The sequence below is a fragment of the Gimesia panareensis genome (assembly GCF_007748155.1).
In the GTDB taxonomy this organism is placed as follows: Bacteria; Planctomycetota; Planctomycetia; order Planctomycetales; family Planctomycetaceae; genus Gimesia; species Gimesia panareensis.
Genome location: NZ_CP037421.1, coordinates 2,457,090 through 2,474,683, shown reverse-complemented (window position 1 = coordinate 2,474,683; position 17,594 = coordinate 2,457,090). Strand labels below are relative to the sequence as shown.

General features: G+C 52.2%; 11 protein-coding genes. 7 read left to right on the top strand and 4 right to left on the bottom strand.

The annotated features are described in order from the left end of the window. Positions 1-245 precede the first annotated feature (245 nt). The gene (gene nadA, locus Enr10x_RS09120; RefSeq protein ID WP_145448829.1) at positions 246-1,235 is read right to left on the bottom strand and encodes a quinolinate synthase NadA; all 990 of its coding nucleotides are present in this window, start codon (positions 1,233-1,235) and stop codon (positions 246-248) included. Positions 1,236-1,439: 204 nt separating this feature from the next. Here nadA and Enr10x_RS09115 point away from each other — a divergent pair, with 204 nt between their 5' ends. Next, complete coding sequence (locus Enr10x_RS09115; protein WP_145448828.1) at positions 1,440-2,264, top strand: PIG-L deacetylase family protein; 825 nt, start codon at positions 1,440-1,442, stop codon at positions 2,262-2,264. Positions 2,265-2,297: 33 nt separating this feature from the next. After that, positions 2,298-3,647, top strand: a complete 1,350-nt coding sequence (locus Enr10x_RS09110) for a c-type cytochrome (RefSeq protein WP_232093274.1) — start codon at positions 2,298-2,300, stop codon at positions 3,645-3,647. Here the strand turns inward: Enr10x_RS09110 and Enr10x_RS09105 are convergent, their stop codons facing one another. Further along, complete coding sequence (locus tag Enr10x_RS09105) at positions 3,648-4,922, bottom strand: CPBP family intramembrane glutamic endopeptidase (RefSeq protein ID WP_145448827.1); 1,275 nt, start codon at positions 4,920-4,922, stop codon at positions 3,648-3,650. A gap of 367 nt (positions 4,923-5,289) precedes the next feature. On the opposite strand from Enr10x_RS09105, the gene Enr10x_RS09100 reads away from it, so the two are divergent. From Enr10x_RS09100 to rpmA, 3 genes are all read left to right on the top strand, one after another. Beyond that, on the top strand, positions 5,290-6,750 hold the full coding sequence (locus Enr10x_RS09100) for a serine/threonine protein kinase (RefSeq protein ID WP_197997546.1): 1,461 nt from the start codon (positions 5,290-5,292) through the stop codon (positions 6,748-6,750). 435 nt (positions 6,751-7,185) lie between these two features. Further along, positions 7,186-8,031 (top strand): hypothetical protein, encoded by an 846-nt coding sequence (locus Enr10x_RS09095; RefSeq protein WP_145448825.1) that lies wholly within the window; start codon positions 7,186-7,188, stop codon positions 8,029-8,031. A 157-nt stretch (positions 8,032-8,188) separates the two neighbouring features. Next, positions 8,189-8,440 carry a 50S ribosomal protein L27 gene (gene rpmA / locus Enr10x_RS09090; protein WP_145108937.1) on the top strand — a complete coding sequence of 84 codons (252 nt, stop codon included), beginning with the start codon at positions 8,189-8,191 and terminating at the stop codon, positions 8,438-8,440. A gap of 62 nt (positions 8,441-8,502) precedes the next feature. Here the strand turns inward: rpmA and Enr10x_RS09085 are convergent, their stop codons facing one another. Beyond that, positions 8,503-9,723: a S1C family serine protease gene (locus Enr10x_RS09085; protein ID WP_232093273.1), complete on the bottom strand. Its 1,221-nt coding sequence runs from the start codon at positions 9,721-9,723 to the stop codon at positions 8,503-8,505. A gap of 342 nt (positions 9,724-10,065) precedes the next feature. On the opposite strand from Enr10x_RS09085, the gene Enr10x_RS09080 reads away from it, so the two are divergent. Further along, on the top strand, positions 10,066-11,478 hold the full coding sequence (locus tag Enr10x_RS09080; RefSeq protein ID WP_145108940.1) for a 6-phosphofructokinase: 1,413 nt from the start codon (positions 10,066-10,068) through the stop codon (positions 11,476-11,478). Here Enr10x_RS09080 and Enr10x_RS09075 read toward each other — a convergent pair. Then, entirely contained in the window at positions 11,475-13,331 is a 1,857-nt protein-coding gene (locus Enr10x_RS09075) for a hypothetical protein (protein WP_145108943.1), read from the bottom strand. The two genes, Enr10x_RS09080 and Enr10x_RS09075, sit on opposite strands and share 4 nt — an antisense overlap. Positions 13,332-13,792: 461 nt before the next feature. Between Enr10x_RS09075 and Enr10x_RS09070 the strand changes: the two genes are divergently transcribed. Beyond that, positions 13,793-17,515 (top strand): family 10 glycosylhydrolase, encoded by a 3,723-nt coding sequence (locus Enr10x_RS09070; protein WP_145108946.1) that lies wholly within the window; start codon positions 13,793-13,795, stop codon positions 17,513-17,515. Positions 17,516-17,594: the final 79 nt, after the last annotated feature.

Genomic DNA, 17,594 nt, shown 5'->3' with positions numbered 1-17,594 from the left:
GTGCCGGTTTTTAATTCTGTATGAAGACTTGGCAAAGCGCGTGCCTAAATAATAAGTCAATTAACTTAATAAAATCGGCACGATTGATATGACCTTAAATACCGCTTGTATGAGAGGCTCAAACGGAGTTTCAACGGCTCAAAAAAAACTCAAATGAACTTATGAGTGTTCTATTATATGAGCAGTCAGGCGGAGGATGTGCCCGGAATATAAGCAGTTAGAGGTGCAGGTGCGGTCTGTTTAATCTACTGCAGCAAACTGCGCTGGAGCACTGCTTTGGCTTTGTCGAAATAAGGCTGCCATTCAATTTCCGGCTTGCCATATTTCAGACAGTCGCGGACTTTCTGCAGTGTATTCAGTGCCATGTGCGGGCAGCGGTTGCAGGCGCAGGTTTCCCCGGAAGAGGCCATGATGCCCGGCACGGGAAGATATGTGTGCTGGGGAGCCGATTTCTCCAGGGGGTGAATCATGTTCGCTTCCGTCGCGATCAGAAATGTCCCCGGTTCTTTTATCGACATCACATACTGGCGCAATTTTTCTGTCCCGCCAATGAAGTCAGACACTTCGAGAATCGAATGCGGACACTCGGGGTGAGCCAGGACGAGCGAGCCAGGATTGTTCTTTTTCGCACGGAGCAGATCCTGCACACTGAAGATCTCGTGGACCATACAGGACCCGGGCCAGAGAATCATCGAACGTCCGGTGACTTCCTGCAGGTAACGTCCCAGATGCTGATCCGGAACGAACAGAATTTCCTTATCAGCAGGCACACGGTCGATGATTTCCCGGGCATTGCCGCTGGTCACAATCCAGTCACACAGGCTTTTCACCTTCGCACTGGTATTGATGTAGGCCACCGTTTCAAAATCGCGACCTTCCGCTCGCAGTTTCTCCTGGAACTGCAGCAGATCCCCATACTGGCAACTGTCTGCCAGTGAACAGCCTGCGTTCAGGTCCGGCAGCAAAACTTTCTTTTCCGGGCTGAGGATTTTGGTCGATTCCGCCATGAAGTGCACGCCGGAAAAAACGATCGTCGATGTAGTCACATTGACGGCGTCGCGGGCGAGCTTGAGGCTGTCTCCCGTAAAATCAGCGACATCCTGAATGTCACCATCGATGTAGAAGTGAGCCAGCAGGGTTGCATCTTTTTCTTTTTTGAGTGCATCGATCTCGTCCATCAGATCAAGGGGATCTTCGTAGACACCTTCACCGGGATCGACTGTTGGCAACGACATGAACTCACATCCTTTGAAATTCGGGAGCAGAAACGGGTGTCTCTGGGGACACAGCAGAATTGTGCAAGGTTCAACAGTTCAGCATGACGTACTTGCTGGAGAATCTGAAACCTTTGCTGTACAACATTAGTAATATTGTTTAAGAAAAAATCTCCTCGTCAAGCACTCAATATTCTATATAATTCGGTGAAGGTTTAGAACTCTATGGCTGATCAAACATTGCGAATCCTGGTATTTGGAGCTCATCCCGACGATTGTGACATCAAAGCGGGGGGCACCGCGGCCCTGTATCAGCAGGCCGGTCATGCCGTGAAGTTTGTGAGCGTCACGAATGGCGAATCCGGGCACCAAAGGCTCTCGGGCGAAGAATTAGCCGAAATTCGCCGCGCAGAAGCGGCCGCAGCCGGCCGGGCGCTGGGAATCGAATATGAAGTGCTCAATAACCGTGATGGTTACCTGCAGCCGACGATCGAAGCCCGTTTTGAAATCATTCGGCTGATTCGCAATTTTCAGCCCGATCTGATCCTGACGCACCGCCCCAACGACTATCACCCTGATCATCGATATACGTCGCAACTGGTGTGCGATGCCGCCTATATGGTGACCGTGCCGCCGATCGTACCCGACGTCCCTGCCCTGCGGGAGAACCCGGTGATCGCCTACCTGTCCGATCATTTTACGCGCCCGTACCCGTTTTCTCCGACCGTGGTCGTGGATATCGAACCGGTCTGGGATCGCGTGATCGACGCCCTCGATTGCCACAGCAGCCAGTTTTATGACTGGCTGGCTTACAACCACTTCTACGAAGATGAGGTTCCCGCCGATCACGCGGAACGGAAAGTCTGGTTGAGTGGAAAAATGAAAGACCGCATTGGCCCCCTGGCGGACCGTTATCGAGATCTGGTCGTCGAGACCTACGGCCCTCAACGGGGCAATGAGATTCAGCTGATCGATGCCTTCGAACCCTGTGAGTATGGCTCTCCCCTGACCTGTGAGAACGTCAAAACCCTGTTTCCGTTTCGTCCCTGAGACTTTTGATTCCTGAGATTGATCTGATATACGATGCGCACACTCTGTTTTATATTTTCGATGCTGTTACCGGCTACGATTGCTGTCAGCACGCTGTCTGCGGCTGAACCGTCTGCGGAACGGGGATACCAGTTGCTGACCGGAAAAACGTATCTGCCTCCCGATTTCGATCAGGCCGTCTTCGACGATCTCTGGAAGGTCTGGCCCGAAGAACAGCGCAAGCAGGCCGAATCAGCCACACTGGCAGAACGTCGCCAGATGATTTTCGATTATTACGGAATCATGCAGAAGCCCGGTTCGAAATCAGATCCCCTCGGCTATGTCGTGACTGACGAACAGAAATGGGTCATGAACTGCTTCGCCTGCCATAGCGGCAAGGTGGACGGCAAAGTCATTCCCGGTGCTCCCAACAGTCACATCGCTCTGCACACCCTGACCGAGGATGTGAGTAAAATCAAACTGCAACAGTTGAAAAAACTGAGCCATCTGGATCTGGCATCGGTCGGGATTCCCCTGGGAACGACGCATGGCACCACGAATGCAGTGATTTTCGGTGTTGTCCTCGATTCACTGCGGGACGGCGATATGAACTTCGACAAGAGCCGCCCGATTCCGGAACTGCTGCACCACGACATGGATCCCCCGCCCTGGTGGAACGTCAAACGCAAACAGAAAATCTATTCCGACGCGTTCATGACCAAAAATCACCGCGTGCTGATGCAGTTCATCCTGATTCCCCGCAACAATGCAAAACAGGTCAAGCAGTGGGAAGCCGACTTCGCTGATATCCTGGCCTATATCGAATCACTGGAGCCTCCCCGCTACAAGTGGCTCATTGATGAGCAGTTGGCTGGTAAAGGTCGTGCGCTCTTTGAAGCACACTGTGCTCGCTGCCACGGAACCTATGGGGACAATCCAGACTACCCCGAAAAGATCGTGCCGCTGGCGGAGCTGAAAACCGATCCGGTGCGTCATAAAGCCCTGCCTCCCAGTTACCGGGCTGCTTTGAATCAGAGTTGGCTATCCCGCTATGGCAAGGATCCGGTTCTGGAAGATCCCGCGGGTTATGTGGCCCCGCCCCTGAATGGGATCTGGGCTTCCGCGCCGTATTTCCATAATGGTTCGGTTCCCACGCTCTGGCATGTGCTCCATCCGGAATCGCGCCCCTTGGTCTGGAAACGGACCGTGAACGGTTACGACGTCAACCGCGTCGGGCTGGAGATCGAAAGCGTTCCCCGGCTCCCGGCTCCACTTTCGCCGGTCGAACAGCGACGCTACTTCGATACGACGAAATTCGGTAAATCGGCTGCGGGGCACAATTATCCCAACGAACTGGATGAGTCACAAAAGCGGGCGGTGCTGGAGTACCTGAAGACGCTCTGATCAGGCCTGTCCCGGGCTGAAGGCCCCCAGTGCCACCATGAAAATGAGGAACAGCAATGCCACTGCTGCGTAGATCACTGCAGGTGCCTTCTCTCTTTGCATGGTGACCGGAACATTCGCGGGAGGCCTCTCTGTCGAAGTATATCCCGGAGTCCATTCTTCGCCCTGGGAAGTGACATATTTCACCCGCGTATTCCACAACTGGACACAGACCACGACCATGAACAGTGCCGCAGATACCAGGATCACCGGATGGACCGGCTGAGTTTCGTCTCCCAGGCTGGCAGCGCTTTCGGGCAGTTGGGTGGCCATCTTCGCCATCGTCACGGCAAAGGCGTTGTTCATGAAGTGGACCAGGATGGGAGCCCAGAAACTACGGGTCACGTAATACACATAATGCATGAACATGCCCAGGGGGATCACCGCGATGATATGCGCGGGATGAGTGTGCACGATCCCGAACATGATCGACGTGATCACAATCCCGGGAACCAGCCCCCAGCGGGCGATTAAACCGCGTCCAATCATGCCGCGAAATATGAGTTCTTCCCCAATCGCAGGAAAGACAGCGATGACCAGGACCAGCGACCACAGTGAATTGTTCTCCGCCATATCCTTTACGATTTCCATCGTCTGCATTTCATTGAAACGCTGCAGAATGGGAATCTGATCGGCAAAGAGACTCCAGCCTTCAAATGCAATGCGATAGAACTCCCCTGACAGCAGGGCCAGCGGCAGAACGCAGATAAACAGCAGTATTCCCGTTGTCATCGCAAAGGGCTGCAGATTGAGTTTCTCCAGCGGGCGTTTTCCCAGACGCAGACCAACGGCAACCAGGCCAATCAGAAGGAACACCGCCTGTTCGACTCCCGCTGCTTCCAGGGGATGGGTTTCGACAAAAGAGGTAATCCCTTTGCGAACCGTATCAGGATTCTGGCCGACACTGGACGTCGCGATTAAATAAATCACCGCACAGATCAGAAAGAGCATGATTCCCAGGAAATGGGCACCGAAGACGCCAAACATCCAGGCGACCGACTCCAGCAATCCAGGTCCAGGAGGCAATACATTTCTGGAACTCAGGTCAGAGTGGTTTCCTGAGGCTTCCCGTTGAGCCGTCTGTAGCGCATCGTCCAGAAACTGATCCAACTCTAGAGCCAGTTCATCAGTCTGCGGACCGAAGATAGGAGAATCAGAGGAGTCTGTCGGAGCATTTTCAGCCTGGAAAGCCTCTGGTTCAGTGTCATCGGACGGGGGGTTTTCAGGAGCTGCCATGGAGGTATTCTAAATCTGGGGGGAAGAGCGCGAACCATCTCCGGAGTCTGTTCTCTGGGTCTGGTTTTATAACTCATTATATGATAATAGTTTGCGTGATATTGTCTTGAGTGTGTCTGGGGTCTGTATTTATAAGTCTATGTCTTAATAGTCGGATTTTCGAAGCAGGAATTTATATTTTTTAGGGAAATCCGGGAATCTTGCCAAATAATCGGCAGGCCGGAACGAATCATCACGTCAGGCTTGCCTTTGTGCAGGAACTGGTTGTCGCATTTCGTCCCATTCCCGATATGATAGTAGCACAGACCCAAGCATGAACAAATCATCTTCCGCAGAGATTCCTTTTTCGGTCGAGTTCAATTCTGATATGTCACCCCAACCTGAATCCGATTCCGGTGCCGAGCAAAAGCAGCGACAGTTGCAGTATTGTGCAAACTGTAACTCCACCTACTTTCAGCAGGCAGGCCGGGAACACTGTCCCGTCTGCGGAGCGCATGTGGACGATGTTTCGATTGCGGATTTACAGGAAACGATCGTTATCCAGGAAGTAGAGCAGCCGGGGGTTTCAACAGCATCACCAGCGACTGCAGAGGACGATCCGATCGCAGGGACTGATCTGCACGTCTATCGCTGCCAGTCACTTTTAGGCCGGGGAGGCATGGGCATGGTTTACCTGGCCACCCATCGCGATCTGGGACGCCAGTGTGCGTTAAAGATTCTGTTGCCGCATCTGTCAGACCGTGATCCCGAATACGTTGAGCGATTTATCCATGAAGGTCGTGCCGTCGCGACTTTGAATCATCCCAATATCGTTACAGCGCATGCGATCGGCGAAGAACGCGGCTACCGCTTTCTGGAAATGGAACTGATCACCGGCCGTGCGTTGAGCCATGTGATTCGTGATGATGGTCCACTCACTCCCCTGCACGCTACGTCGCTGATCGCCCAGATCGCCTCTGGACTGGGAACGGCACACGCCAAGGGGATCATTCATCAGGACTTGAAACTGGAGAACATTCTTTTAAGCGGCGCGGGGGTTCCTAAAATTGCCGACTTTGGACTGGCCAAACGGATTTCTGCTGAAGAAGGGGGAACGCACCAGCACAATCTGGCCGGCACTCCGAACTATATGGCTCCGGAACTGTTTCAGGGAGGACTGGCAACCGCGACCTCGGATGTGTATTCGCTGGGGGTCTGCTTTTTTGTCCTGCTCACAGGACAGTTGCCTCACCGTGCCGAAAACTTCAATGCCCTGATCCAGGAAGTTGTCTCGAAGCCTGCTCCCAGTGTGCGCGACCTGCGGCCTGATATTCCACTGGAAATCTCGGAATGCGTCTCTTTGATGCTGGATAAGAGCCCGGCGAACCGGTTTCAGAACGGGTACATGGCGTCGCTGTTCCTGAATGCCATCCTGGGACAGGTGCAGAATATCGAGGCGATGCTGCACGAGGCCTTTGGCAATAATCGCAAGGTGTCCTGGAAACGAAACGGCCATCAGTACATTCTCGAAGTCAAACAATCGGAACGCCGAAAACAGACCGTGATCATTGAACCCAGCGAACATCAACTGCACGAACGCCTGCTGTTGATCTACAGCACCTGTTGTGATGCCCAGCCGGAGTATTACGAAGAAGCCCTCCGGTTGAACGCCGAGCTTTCTCATGGGGGCATCTCCATTCGTGAGGTCAACGGGGAATCGAAATTTGTCATGGTGGATACGTTCCCCCGTTCGTCCGTTGACGCAGAAGACATTCGCAAAAGTGTGATGGCAGTCGCTCACCACGCGGATGAAATCGAAGAAAAACTGACCGGCCGTGATCTGCACTGACCAGTTGGGAGCATTGCCGCCTGATAACAGGTCATACCGGTTAGAGGGATGAGGGGGAGGACACTGCTGTTCTGGTGTCCCACCAGGTCTGTTTTGCTGTGGTCGACTGGCATAATCAGGCGGATTTACCGTGATTTCATCCAGAACGGAAAGCAAGAGCTTGACCCTCCTTTCAGAGCACTGATATAGTCAATTCCAGGTAGATTGCGCAATTCTGCCTGCAGTCGAACCCACGTTCAACGCATTTCAACCGCGAATACCCATCAGGATTCTGTACATAGTTACCCTGCCTGGCCTGAGGATGGCCTGATAACAGGGCGATTTTATGGCGAATTGGTAAAGACGTTATGGGATTTTCCGGGGTTGAGACGATATACTGATACTATCAGCCTAATGCTCTGTTCCATGCATCGTGAGAAACTTCGGGGTTATTACATGCGTCAATTACTGAAACGATCTGCTCTGACGACTTTTGCCTGCAGCTGTCTGGTTTTGCTGACAGGCGGCATTCAGGCGCAGGCTCAACAAAACAAGCTGACACGTGGATTTACCATCAAAGCCGATCTGACGGCCACGGGAGAAGAACGGGCTGCTCAGAAATCGCTTTGGGTTCTGGACGCCACATTCAAGCCCATGCGTATGATTCGCATGGATCTGACCAATCCCAAAACGGGGAAAAAAGAGAAAACCCTCGTCTGGTATCTGGTTTACAAATGCGTATTACGGCCTCTGGAACGACCGGGAACCACTTCAGATCTGACCCCGCAGAATGCAGAAGTTCCCCCGCTGGGACCATCACTGTTTGTGCCGGAGGTCACCCTGATTACCAACGATAACGGCCAGCAGACGATCTATCCCAATCAGATCCTGCCGGAAGCGGAAGCGATTATCAATCAGCGCGAACGCCGTGAATTTAAAAACGCGGTCGACATTATTGGTGAACTCCCTCCGGAAACTCCCGCCGACGCAAAATCAGAAAATGCCATCTACGGTGTCTGTGTCTGGACTGGTGTCGACCCCAATACCGATTATTTCACCATCCTGTTCTCTGGTCTTTCCAATGGATACAAGAAAGTTGAGGGCCCAGATGGCAAAGAGCTGACTCTGAGAAAGGTTCTGGTTCAGCAATACTGGCGTCCAGGCGATCAGTTCGGTCAGCAGGAACAGGAATTTCGCCCCAAAGGAAACCCCTACTGGGTCTACCTGCCAGACGATCCTGAAATGGCCGCGCAGATGGAAAAGAAGCTCAATCTGGACACGAATGAGAAAAAACAGCCCTGATTTCCCCGGAACTCCTGAAAAACAGTGGGAAATTGTCCAGAAACCGGTTTATCTCTTGCAAGTTGAGGCCTGATTCGCCAATATACGGCCTCAATTAACCAAATTTTTATGGAAAGCCCCTGTCAGGGGCGACTTTTGCTACCTGAGGAAAAGAGTAATGGCACATAAGAAAGGTCAAGGTTCCAGCCGTAACGGTCGCGATTCAGAAGCACAGCGCCGTGGAATCAAGAAATTCGGCGGTGAAAGTGTTCTGGCAGGAAACATCATTGCCCGTCAGTGCGGTACCAAATGGCACCCTGGAAAAAATGTGGGTATGGGTAAAGACTACACCATTTTTTCTCTGGTTGAAGGTACGGTCTACTTCGATAAGGAAGGTCGACGAATCAACGTCGAACCCGCTTTGAACTAAGCTGATTCCATCTCGATAATACATTCAAAGCTCCCCGATGAACGCTCATCGGGGAGCTTTTTTTACGGCCGGTTGGAATGGCTGGCGGTCAGGGTGACGGAGACCTTGGTCGGTGTCTGTTCCTTTCCCCGCTGTACCGTCACGACGACGGTCTCTCCAGGTTTTTTGCTTTCGATGTAATCCAGGAAGTCCGCCGCCGATTTGATCTGCTTCTGATCGACGGCAACAATCAGATCCGCTGCCCCCCGGTCGACCCGTTCGATCACGATCAGCCCTCTTCTCTGCCGGATGATCTTGGGGCCGCGCAACCCCGCTTTTTCTGCAGGTCCTCCCGGAGTCAGTTTCGCGATCAGCAGCCCCTGCTCGGTTTCATAGACCCGCTGAATCCCGATTTCCGGATGGATCATATGCCCGTGGGTCAAGAGTTGAGGTACGACCCGTGAGACAAGGTTCGAGGGAATGGCAAAGCCGACGCCGGAACTCTGACCGGTGTTACTGGCGATCGCGGTATTGATGCCAATCAGCTGCCCGTGCGAATTGAGGAGCGGACCACCCGAGTTCCCTGGATTGACCGCGGCATCAATTTGAATGATTGATTTAATCGTACGGTTCCCCCTCAGTTTCAGGGAACGGTTGAGACTGGAGATAATGCCGCAGGTCATGGTACGTTCCAGTCCAAACGGATTTCCAATCGCGAAGACGCGCTGTCCCACTTTGAGTTTGCTTGAGTCGGACATGCTTACCGGATGCAGTACATTGGGCTCTTCATCAATCTTGATGACGGCAATGTCATTGATGGCATCGGCCCCGACAAACGTGGCCTGGTAGGACTTCCCGTTAAACAGCGTGACATTGACCTGCTGCGCATCTTCGATCACATGGTAGTTGGTCAGAATATGCCCCGCTTTATCGATGATTGCTCCCGAGCCGGCTCCTTCCGTATCGTATTCGAGCATGAAGAAACCGTCCGACTTTGTGCTTTTGGTGGTAATGTGCACGACGCTCTTATTCAGCTTTTCATAAACACTGACATTGATCTCCTCTTCAGGAGAAAGACCACGGTCATTAAACAGTTTGGTGACCTGCGCCGGGGCCGTTGTGTTCGCATTCACCTGGGGGGCCGCGGGTTTGAGTGGAGTGGGAGGAATAATCCGGGGGCCAGTCGAATTCGGCTGTACTTGTGCTTCTGAAGACGCAATCAAGCCTGAAGAAGGGGCATCCATTGCGGAAACGATCAGGCCGCCGATCACGGCAGAGAAAAAACAACCAATTGCGTATTTCACGGTAAACCTCACATGAAACTGGATTCAAAGAGATTGGATAAAACAGGTAGCTCAGGGGTTTGGCTTGGAGCCGGTGAGGATGCATTTTCTCGGAATTGATCAAAAACACATGCAATCTCAAAGAAACTACATCATAATCCGCACCCGGATTCTCGCAGAAAACGGAAGAATTACGATAATAGATGGTATTGAAATCGTTCGAAATCTTATCGAATCAGACCTGATAACGTAAATAGGAATTCATACATCCAGATAGATTGAACTCATTTTCTGTCTGTCAGAAAATGCCGAAAACAAAGATGTTTTCAACAGCTGCCCGCAGTTCAGCATGAAAGGACCAAGATGCGTCGGATTGCTCTCTTAACGGCTGGTGGTGATACGCCCGCTTTGAATGCAACAATTTTCGGAGCTGTGGAACGTGCCAATGAACTTCGCCTGGAAGTCGTCGGAATTATCAAAGGCTTTGGCGGACTGCTCGACCCGGCAGTACCTCATCTCAGGTTGAACCCGCTGTATTCAACACTCCCGGAACTGGATCCCCGCTGCGGTGGCACGATTCTCGGGTCTTCCCGCACCTATATTGATGAGTCCCATGCCGGGGAGCTTCACATGGTGAAGAAACGTCTGGATCAACTGGGGATTGAAGGGTTGATCTGCATCGGCGGTGATGGAACCTTGAATGGCATGCAGCCCATTTCCCAGTTCATGCCCTGCGTACTGGCTCCTAAAACCATCGATAATGACCTGGGGTTGAATTATCTGGATGAGCCAAACGAATGGGTCAAGGAAACAAATCCCGAAACCGGAAAAGAGAAACTTCGCAAACTGCCGGCCAAGCAGGACCTCGAACTGGACGACATGGTGAATTACGCGACTCCCGGCTACGCCACTGCCGTCTATGTCTGCGTGCAGGGCGTGCAGCGCATCCGCACGACCGCGGAAAGCCATCGTCGCATTGCCATCATCGAAGTCATGGGGAGAGAGTCGGGCTACCTCGCTCTCGGAGCAGCTTACGGACAGCCAGATATCATCCTGATTCCGGAAGTCCCCCTGGATTATGAACGGTTCGAACGCAGGGTGCGTGAACTGTATGATACCCAGAAAAATGTCGTGATTGTTATCGGCGAAGGACTCCGCGATCAAAACGGTAAACGGCTCGGAGATATTTCCCAGAGTGTCGACCCGGCGGGAAATATCATCTTCAGCGGTGCTGCTGAAGTCCTGCAGAACATGTTGATCGAATCGTTGGGCGATCATTATTTTGTATCGCGAAAACGGCACGAAATGGCCAAATCAGCCACATTCACCCGAAAAATCGGGCATACACAGCGTGGGGGACGTCCCATTCGCTTTGACCGGTTTTATGCCGCCCAGCTGGGCGGGAAAGCCGTGGATCTGCTGGTACAGCGGCAAAACAATTACGTCGCGATCCTGCAATGGAACGAACAGCAGGGGTTCTATGTCAGCTCGATCAGCGGCAATGCATTGAGAGATGCCTGGCGGGAGATTCACCCCCGCACCCTGCATCCCTCCTTCTACGATGCACACCGCTACCAGCCTTCAAAACTGGGGATCCAGTATCTCTCCAAGATCTTTGCGAATGCAGTCGGCTCCGATGATCTGGAACTGCTGAGGCACGACCTGTTTGATACCGGTCACTTAAAGACCAGGTACCAGAGCATCAACGTGAGTATTCACAAACACATTCGCTATCTCAGTTCCAGCCAGAATGAAGGACCCGTCGACCAGTTTTAGGGTTCCTGTTGCGGAACTTCAAAGGCGGCAGGCTCTACCTCGGGAATGGAAATCGGAGTAATCTCTTCAGGTTTGGTATCACTGGAGATGGTATAGGTTGCCTGGTACGCTGCGTTCTGACGCAGGATTCCCGAGTTGGCGGCCATTGACAGACGGAGCTCTTTTTTACTCGAGACATACCGGGAGGCTACTTTGTCGGAGTGGATCATGATGTCATCGACCACATATTCATCGTGCTGCTTTTTGATCAGGACGGTGGCTCCTCGCTGATCATCGCCCAGCTTGATGCGGGCAAGTCCCTGGTTTTCATTTAATTCCATGCTGGTCAACTCTGACATCAGCAGTTCCGGAATGGGATACACAGTCTTTGGAACACGGTCGACCTGTCGCCAGACCAGTTCGTTAAAGTCACGACTGGAGTGACGCTGCAGATTACGAATATTATTTTCGTGCATGTCGTAGGCATAGTTCTGGACCTGAACCAGCAGTTCCAGTGTCGCTTTGACCGAGGCAGGTCTGCCCTGCAGGTCGAGTTCAATGTCATCCACCAGCAGCTGTCCCAGGTGATCCCGCAAAATGTAAGTCAGCGGGAGGTTCCCCTGGCGGGCATGGACTTTCGTGACCGAACCGTTAAAGTCAATATCCAGGATCTCAAAGCCGGGCTGGGCAATATCATCTACCGGTAACTGGGCTACCAGGTTGGGTGAGACTTTATCCCAGACGCGTGTTGAAAGATCAGGTGTGGAACTGAATCCCAGGATTTTGATATCGTGTTTGGTGAGTGCTTCATTAAACAGGAGCGTAATCGCCCGTGAGGAGAACAGGGATGTCAGAGTGATCTGCTGGTTGCCATGATCTTTAAACAGTGTAACTTCTTCGATCAGGTACTGATCTGGAACATCCATTTCGTCGGACTCAATTTTAAGAATGGAAAGGTTCACCATCTTGCCATTGTTTTGAGTGATAAAATTGGCAAGATCGCCTTCCGTCTTTAATTCATAATCTGCGGCAGCGACATTGGAGTCGGGGAGCGGGGCTACTTTCAGGTCGCCGAAGTTCAGGCTCCCCTGATAGAACTTGTCAGCTGAGTATTTTTTCAGAGCCACTTTGTCGTTCTGGTTATAGGCGTCCAGGAAATTACTGACTGCCAGCAGCATTCGTGCTTCTTTTTTCGCGGATTTGACATGCTGCTTGTCAACTCTCGATTCGACGGCAACATCGGTCGCTTTCCATTTCCCGTCCGTCAGTTTCATGGTGATAATCATCTGGCCGGAACGTCGGTCAAGCCGGATGATCGCAATGTTTTTATCCAGTTGGGCGTCTGGCTTTTTCCATTTTGACTTGGATGAATTACCGGAAACCCGTTTAGCCAGCTTCGCCAGGAAGGCCGGCTGCAGCTGGTCCAGAGTTTCTTTGAACTCTCCATCCGTGGATGCGAGAATGTCATCACGATTGCCATTCTCCCACGCATCCACAAATTCCCGGATTGTCAGCAGCAGGTCCATCTGTTCTGAGACCGACTTCATCACATTCAGATTTTTGTGCTTCTGGTTGATGTAGATGTCGTCCACGACCCATTCTCCGGTCTTGGTGACTTTCTTCAGTTCGTAGAGCAGTTTCTTTTTGTTTTTGCCAACTTCGACAACCACTTTCTTATGGTTCTCGGAAACATCCTTGATTTCCACAATCGTCGCTTCGCCTGTGGGAATCTTGAGGACCTTCAGATCATCCAGCGAGGACTTATCTCTCAACGCGACCTTGGAAAACTTCATGGTCGTATGATGTTTGAGTGATTTGATGTCTTCTTTTTCCATGGCCTGGGCAAACTGTTCAATGGTCTGCATTTCAGGCATTGAAGCACAGCCAGTCACTGACACCAGAATAAGTAAGCCACTTACCAGAGAGAAACCGTTTTTTAACATCATGATTAGTCCAGGCAGGTATTGGGGTTTTGAGAGGTATTGAGGATTTGTTGTTTTCATCCCGAAAGCAAACATGTTTTCAACAAGATATGCCTCAGGGATTCGAACCAGTTACAACTGCTTGTGGATTGAGAGTCGTTAAGACAGTTGTGAGAGAGGATGCGTTTTTTTGCAGGTTTGCCAAATTTCGTCAAGAGGGTTCCTGTAAAAAACGGCACGTTTACTGGAGATCGGTGAAAAAATAATTGGCCTTGGCCCAGATTCCAAAATCAATATAATCTGGGCCCTCGCCTGTTGTTCATTTCTGTTTGATTCTATTCTCCGTCTGTTTCCCGTTCAGGGTAAAAGCATTTCCTGGGCTTTTCGCTCCTGTCTGTATTAGTGGAAAATCTGTGACTTATATTCGGAAGCGAATCTGGATTCTAAGTGGAATATTCTGCCTGCTCGCCTGTCCGGCGCTGGCCGATGAAGGGACCGCTGTCGCTACCCGTATTCGCATTGAATGGGGCGAGCAGACCCCGCGGCTCTGGAATGCCCGTTTTAAAATGACCGGGGGGCGTATCGAGACGGCTCGCTCGCTTGGCGTGGACGCCGATGAAATCGCTGTGATTGCGCGAAAGCAGGATCAGGTCTTGTACCAGCCGCGAGCCAGTCGTGTGTTCAACAGTATTGAATTCGAAGTGCGGGGGAATTTAACGGCAAAACTGCAGGTCTACCTGCAGGATAGCAATGATTCTTCAATCACGATGCAGCATGAGTTTCTGCTCAGGGAGTTGCTGCAGCAAAAGGCGATTCTACCTGTCTCACAGACAAATGCGCAGTTGATCGTGCAGCAGGCTCCAGGAGAGATGCTCTCGATTCACGTCGATCGCCCCCATCTGATCTATGAACCCGAGGAAACGGTTTCGTTGACTGTGTTCCCTCATTTTCTGCACGTCAGTGAAATTGCCCCTGGAGAAAGCCTGTCCTGGGTATTGGCCCGGGCACGCAATTCAGAACCGGTGGAGAAAGGCAAGGTCCAACTGGCTCAGACCTCTCGGGTTGAACTGCTCAAGGCAGGGGCTCCTGTTTCGTTCAAGGCTCCGCAGGAAGGAGTCTACAATCTACGAGTGCAGACAACCTCGGGATACACATCGATGGTTCAGTTTGTGGTGCTTGATCGTGCTGCCAGGAAAACGCTGGTTGAGTCGGGTGAGGGAACTCCGCTGCTGGTGGACAGCCTGACCTTGAATGGCATCCAGAATCAGAACGATCTGGTAGCCCGGCGGGCACGAGGTCGAATCCGAAACTCATTCCGCTCGCTGTTTAAATCGGGCAGAGAGACATTGCCGGAAAGCGCTTCTACTTTACCCTGGTCGGCCTGGCACTTGAAAATCAGTCACCCCCAGCAGCCTCACAGGCTCGTCATCACGTATCCCGCTGCAATGGACACCCACCTGGGGTTCAGTCTCCTGGAACCGGATGCCGCGGGACAACTGGTGCCGGTCGGTGTTGATGGCGGCGTTTATCAGCCTGCTTCACCCTCTGCCATCAATCCACAGGAATCGGGAGCAGAGTCAAAAGTGGAACTGCTCTTCTGGCCGAAGGTGAATAATCCTATCTTACTCTTCCACAGTCTGGGCAGGCCCGATGCTGCCGAGGTGGCTGAAGTCAAAGTTTATGAGCTCGCTGTTTCGACTGAAGATGTGTCTGCCGAGCTGCCCGCGACTGTCGAGAAAAAAAGACTGGTGGGCCCGTATCTGCAAAAGCCGCTGCTGCCGGAAATTTTCGGGGCCACTCAGATCCTGGATCCCAGCAGTCATCGCAGCCTGGACGACTGGCAGACCTTTTATGATGCCGGCGAGCGACTGGCTCAGTATCTGCAATATCAGCGTTTTAACAGCGTGCTGCTGGGAGTCGCCGCTGACGGCAGCGCGATCTATCCCTCTGAAACTTTAGATCCCACTCCCCGCTATGATTCGGGCGTCTATCATTCATCGGGACAGGATATCCAGCGCAAGGACGTTCTGGAAATGCTGTTCCGGATCTTTGACCGGGAACAGTTGACACTGGTTCCCGAATTGCAGTTTTCCTCCATGATCTCCGCTCTGGAAAAATTGATCCAGGAACAGTCTGAAGAGGCAATCGGGATTGAACTGGTCAATTTTCATGGGCAGACCTGGCGCAAGTCGCAGGTGGCTGCCCGGGGACAGGCCCCGTTCTATAATCCGCTCAACCCGCGCGTGCAGGCTGAAATCGTCAAAGTATTTTCGGAGCTGGTGGATCGCTATCAGAAACATTCCTCGTTCCAGGGCGTGGCAGTGCAGCTCAGTCTGAATGGCTACCTGCAACTGCCCGGGCTCGACTGGGGCTATGATGATGCGACCGTCAACGCGTTCACCAGAGAGACCGGCGTCAGGATTCCCCGCTTCGCGGAGTCTCACAAATATGAAAAACGGTATCAGTATCTGACAACAACCGCCCTGCCTCAGTGGACCGAATGGCGTTGCCAGAAGATCCGGACCCTGCATGAGCAACTGGCAGGCGTATTGTCCCGGGCAAAACCCGAGGCACAACTGATCTTCTCCGCGCGTGAATTGATACCCACACACAGCCGGCAGGGAAATGTGATTACCGCATTGAAAACCGGAGCCCCGTTCCGTCCGATTCTGATGGAAATGGGACTGGATTTTTCCCGCTATGACCAGATCAGTAATGGCATCGTGGTCAGACCGGAACGATTTACCTGGGGACCACAGGCAGAGCGGGATCTGCAGTTCCTGAATACACATTCGACAATTGACGACAGTTTTAAATCCCGGGTGAATGGCGTTGTGTTTTATCACCAGCCCCTGGAGATCCGTATTCCCGAATTTGATCGAATCTCTCCCTGGCAACCCGCCTTTACCTGGCTGGCGACTCAGGCGTCGCCCTCCGCGGAATCAAATCAAATTCGCTATGTCCACGCTGTCGCGGCCCTCGATCCTTATGTCACCTTTGATGGAGGCTGGACCATTCCTTTCGGTCAGGAACAGACGACACGATCGATTCGATCTCAGTTAATCAAATTGCCGGCACGGCCCTTCCAGACGATCGAAAGCTCACAGCAACCGGTGATTACCCGGTTTTCCCGCGGGAAAGAGAAGTCCGTTTATTATCTGGTCAACGACTTCCCCTACTCATGTCAGGCAACTGTGAAACTGGTCATGCCCGCGAAAGCGACACTTACCAGTCTGGAAACCGGTGAAACAGTCAAAGTGACCCGGTCTGCCTCAGACGAATGCAGCTATATGATTCAACTCGGCGCCTATGACCTGCAGGCATTTGAAGTCGATGACGCCACACAGACGCGGCTGCTGTCAGTGAAGACCAGCGTTGAACAGGGAGACCTGAAGGAATTACAGGCCCGCATCGATCAGAAGAAAAAGATGCTGGTTCAACTGCATCGGTCGCAGGATGACTCTTCCGCTGTTGTTTTTCGGGCCGATTTTGAATCCAAAAATTCGCGGGACTACATCCTCGCGGGCTGGGAATCCAAAGTCGAACAGGGCGTGGCCTGGAACCTGGATAAAACAGAGGCACACTCGGGGCGGACCTCCCTGGTGCTGGATACTCAGCCGGGAAATAATTTTCTGCGTACCAATCCCATCCCCTTGCAGGACTGCCGTTATCTGAATATGGGAGTCTGGATGAAATCACGTTCTCCCAATATGCAGGTTCGTATTTCGCTGGAAGCCGAGCAGAATGGCAAGTTGAAAGTGCAGTCCGCAATCATTGCCGTCGATCAGAACTGGCGGAAATATGTCTTTCGTGTGAAAGATATCCCCTCCGATCAGATTCAGAATGCACAGATCGTGATTGAAAAGCTCGGTGCAGAGAAACTGTGGATTGATGATGTCGATCTGCAGATTCACCAGATCTCACCGGAGGATGATCGGCAGTTGACCAAGCTGATCTCGACACTGGCTCTGGCCTGGGACTCCCAACGCTATCTGGATTGCTACCACCTGCTGGAAAGCTACTGGGGGCAATTTGGTGAGCAGATCACGCCTCATCAAAGTCGAGAGGACAGCCCCACATCTCAACCGGTAAAGCATGTCGAGCGGCGCGGCCTTCGCAAGTTGATTCAACGCTGAATTCAATTTGAAGTTGTTAGAGTTAGTGCTGTCGGGCTCGTCGCATCTCCTTATTCATTAGTAGTTTATGCAAATCTTT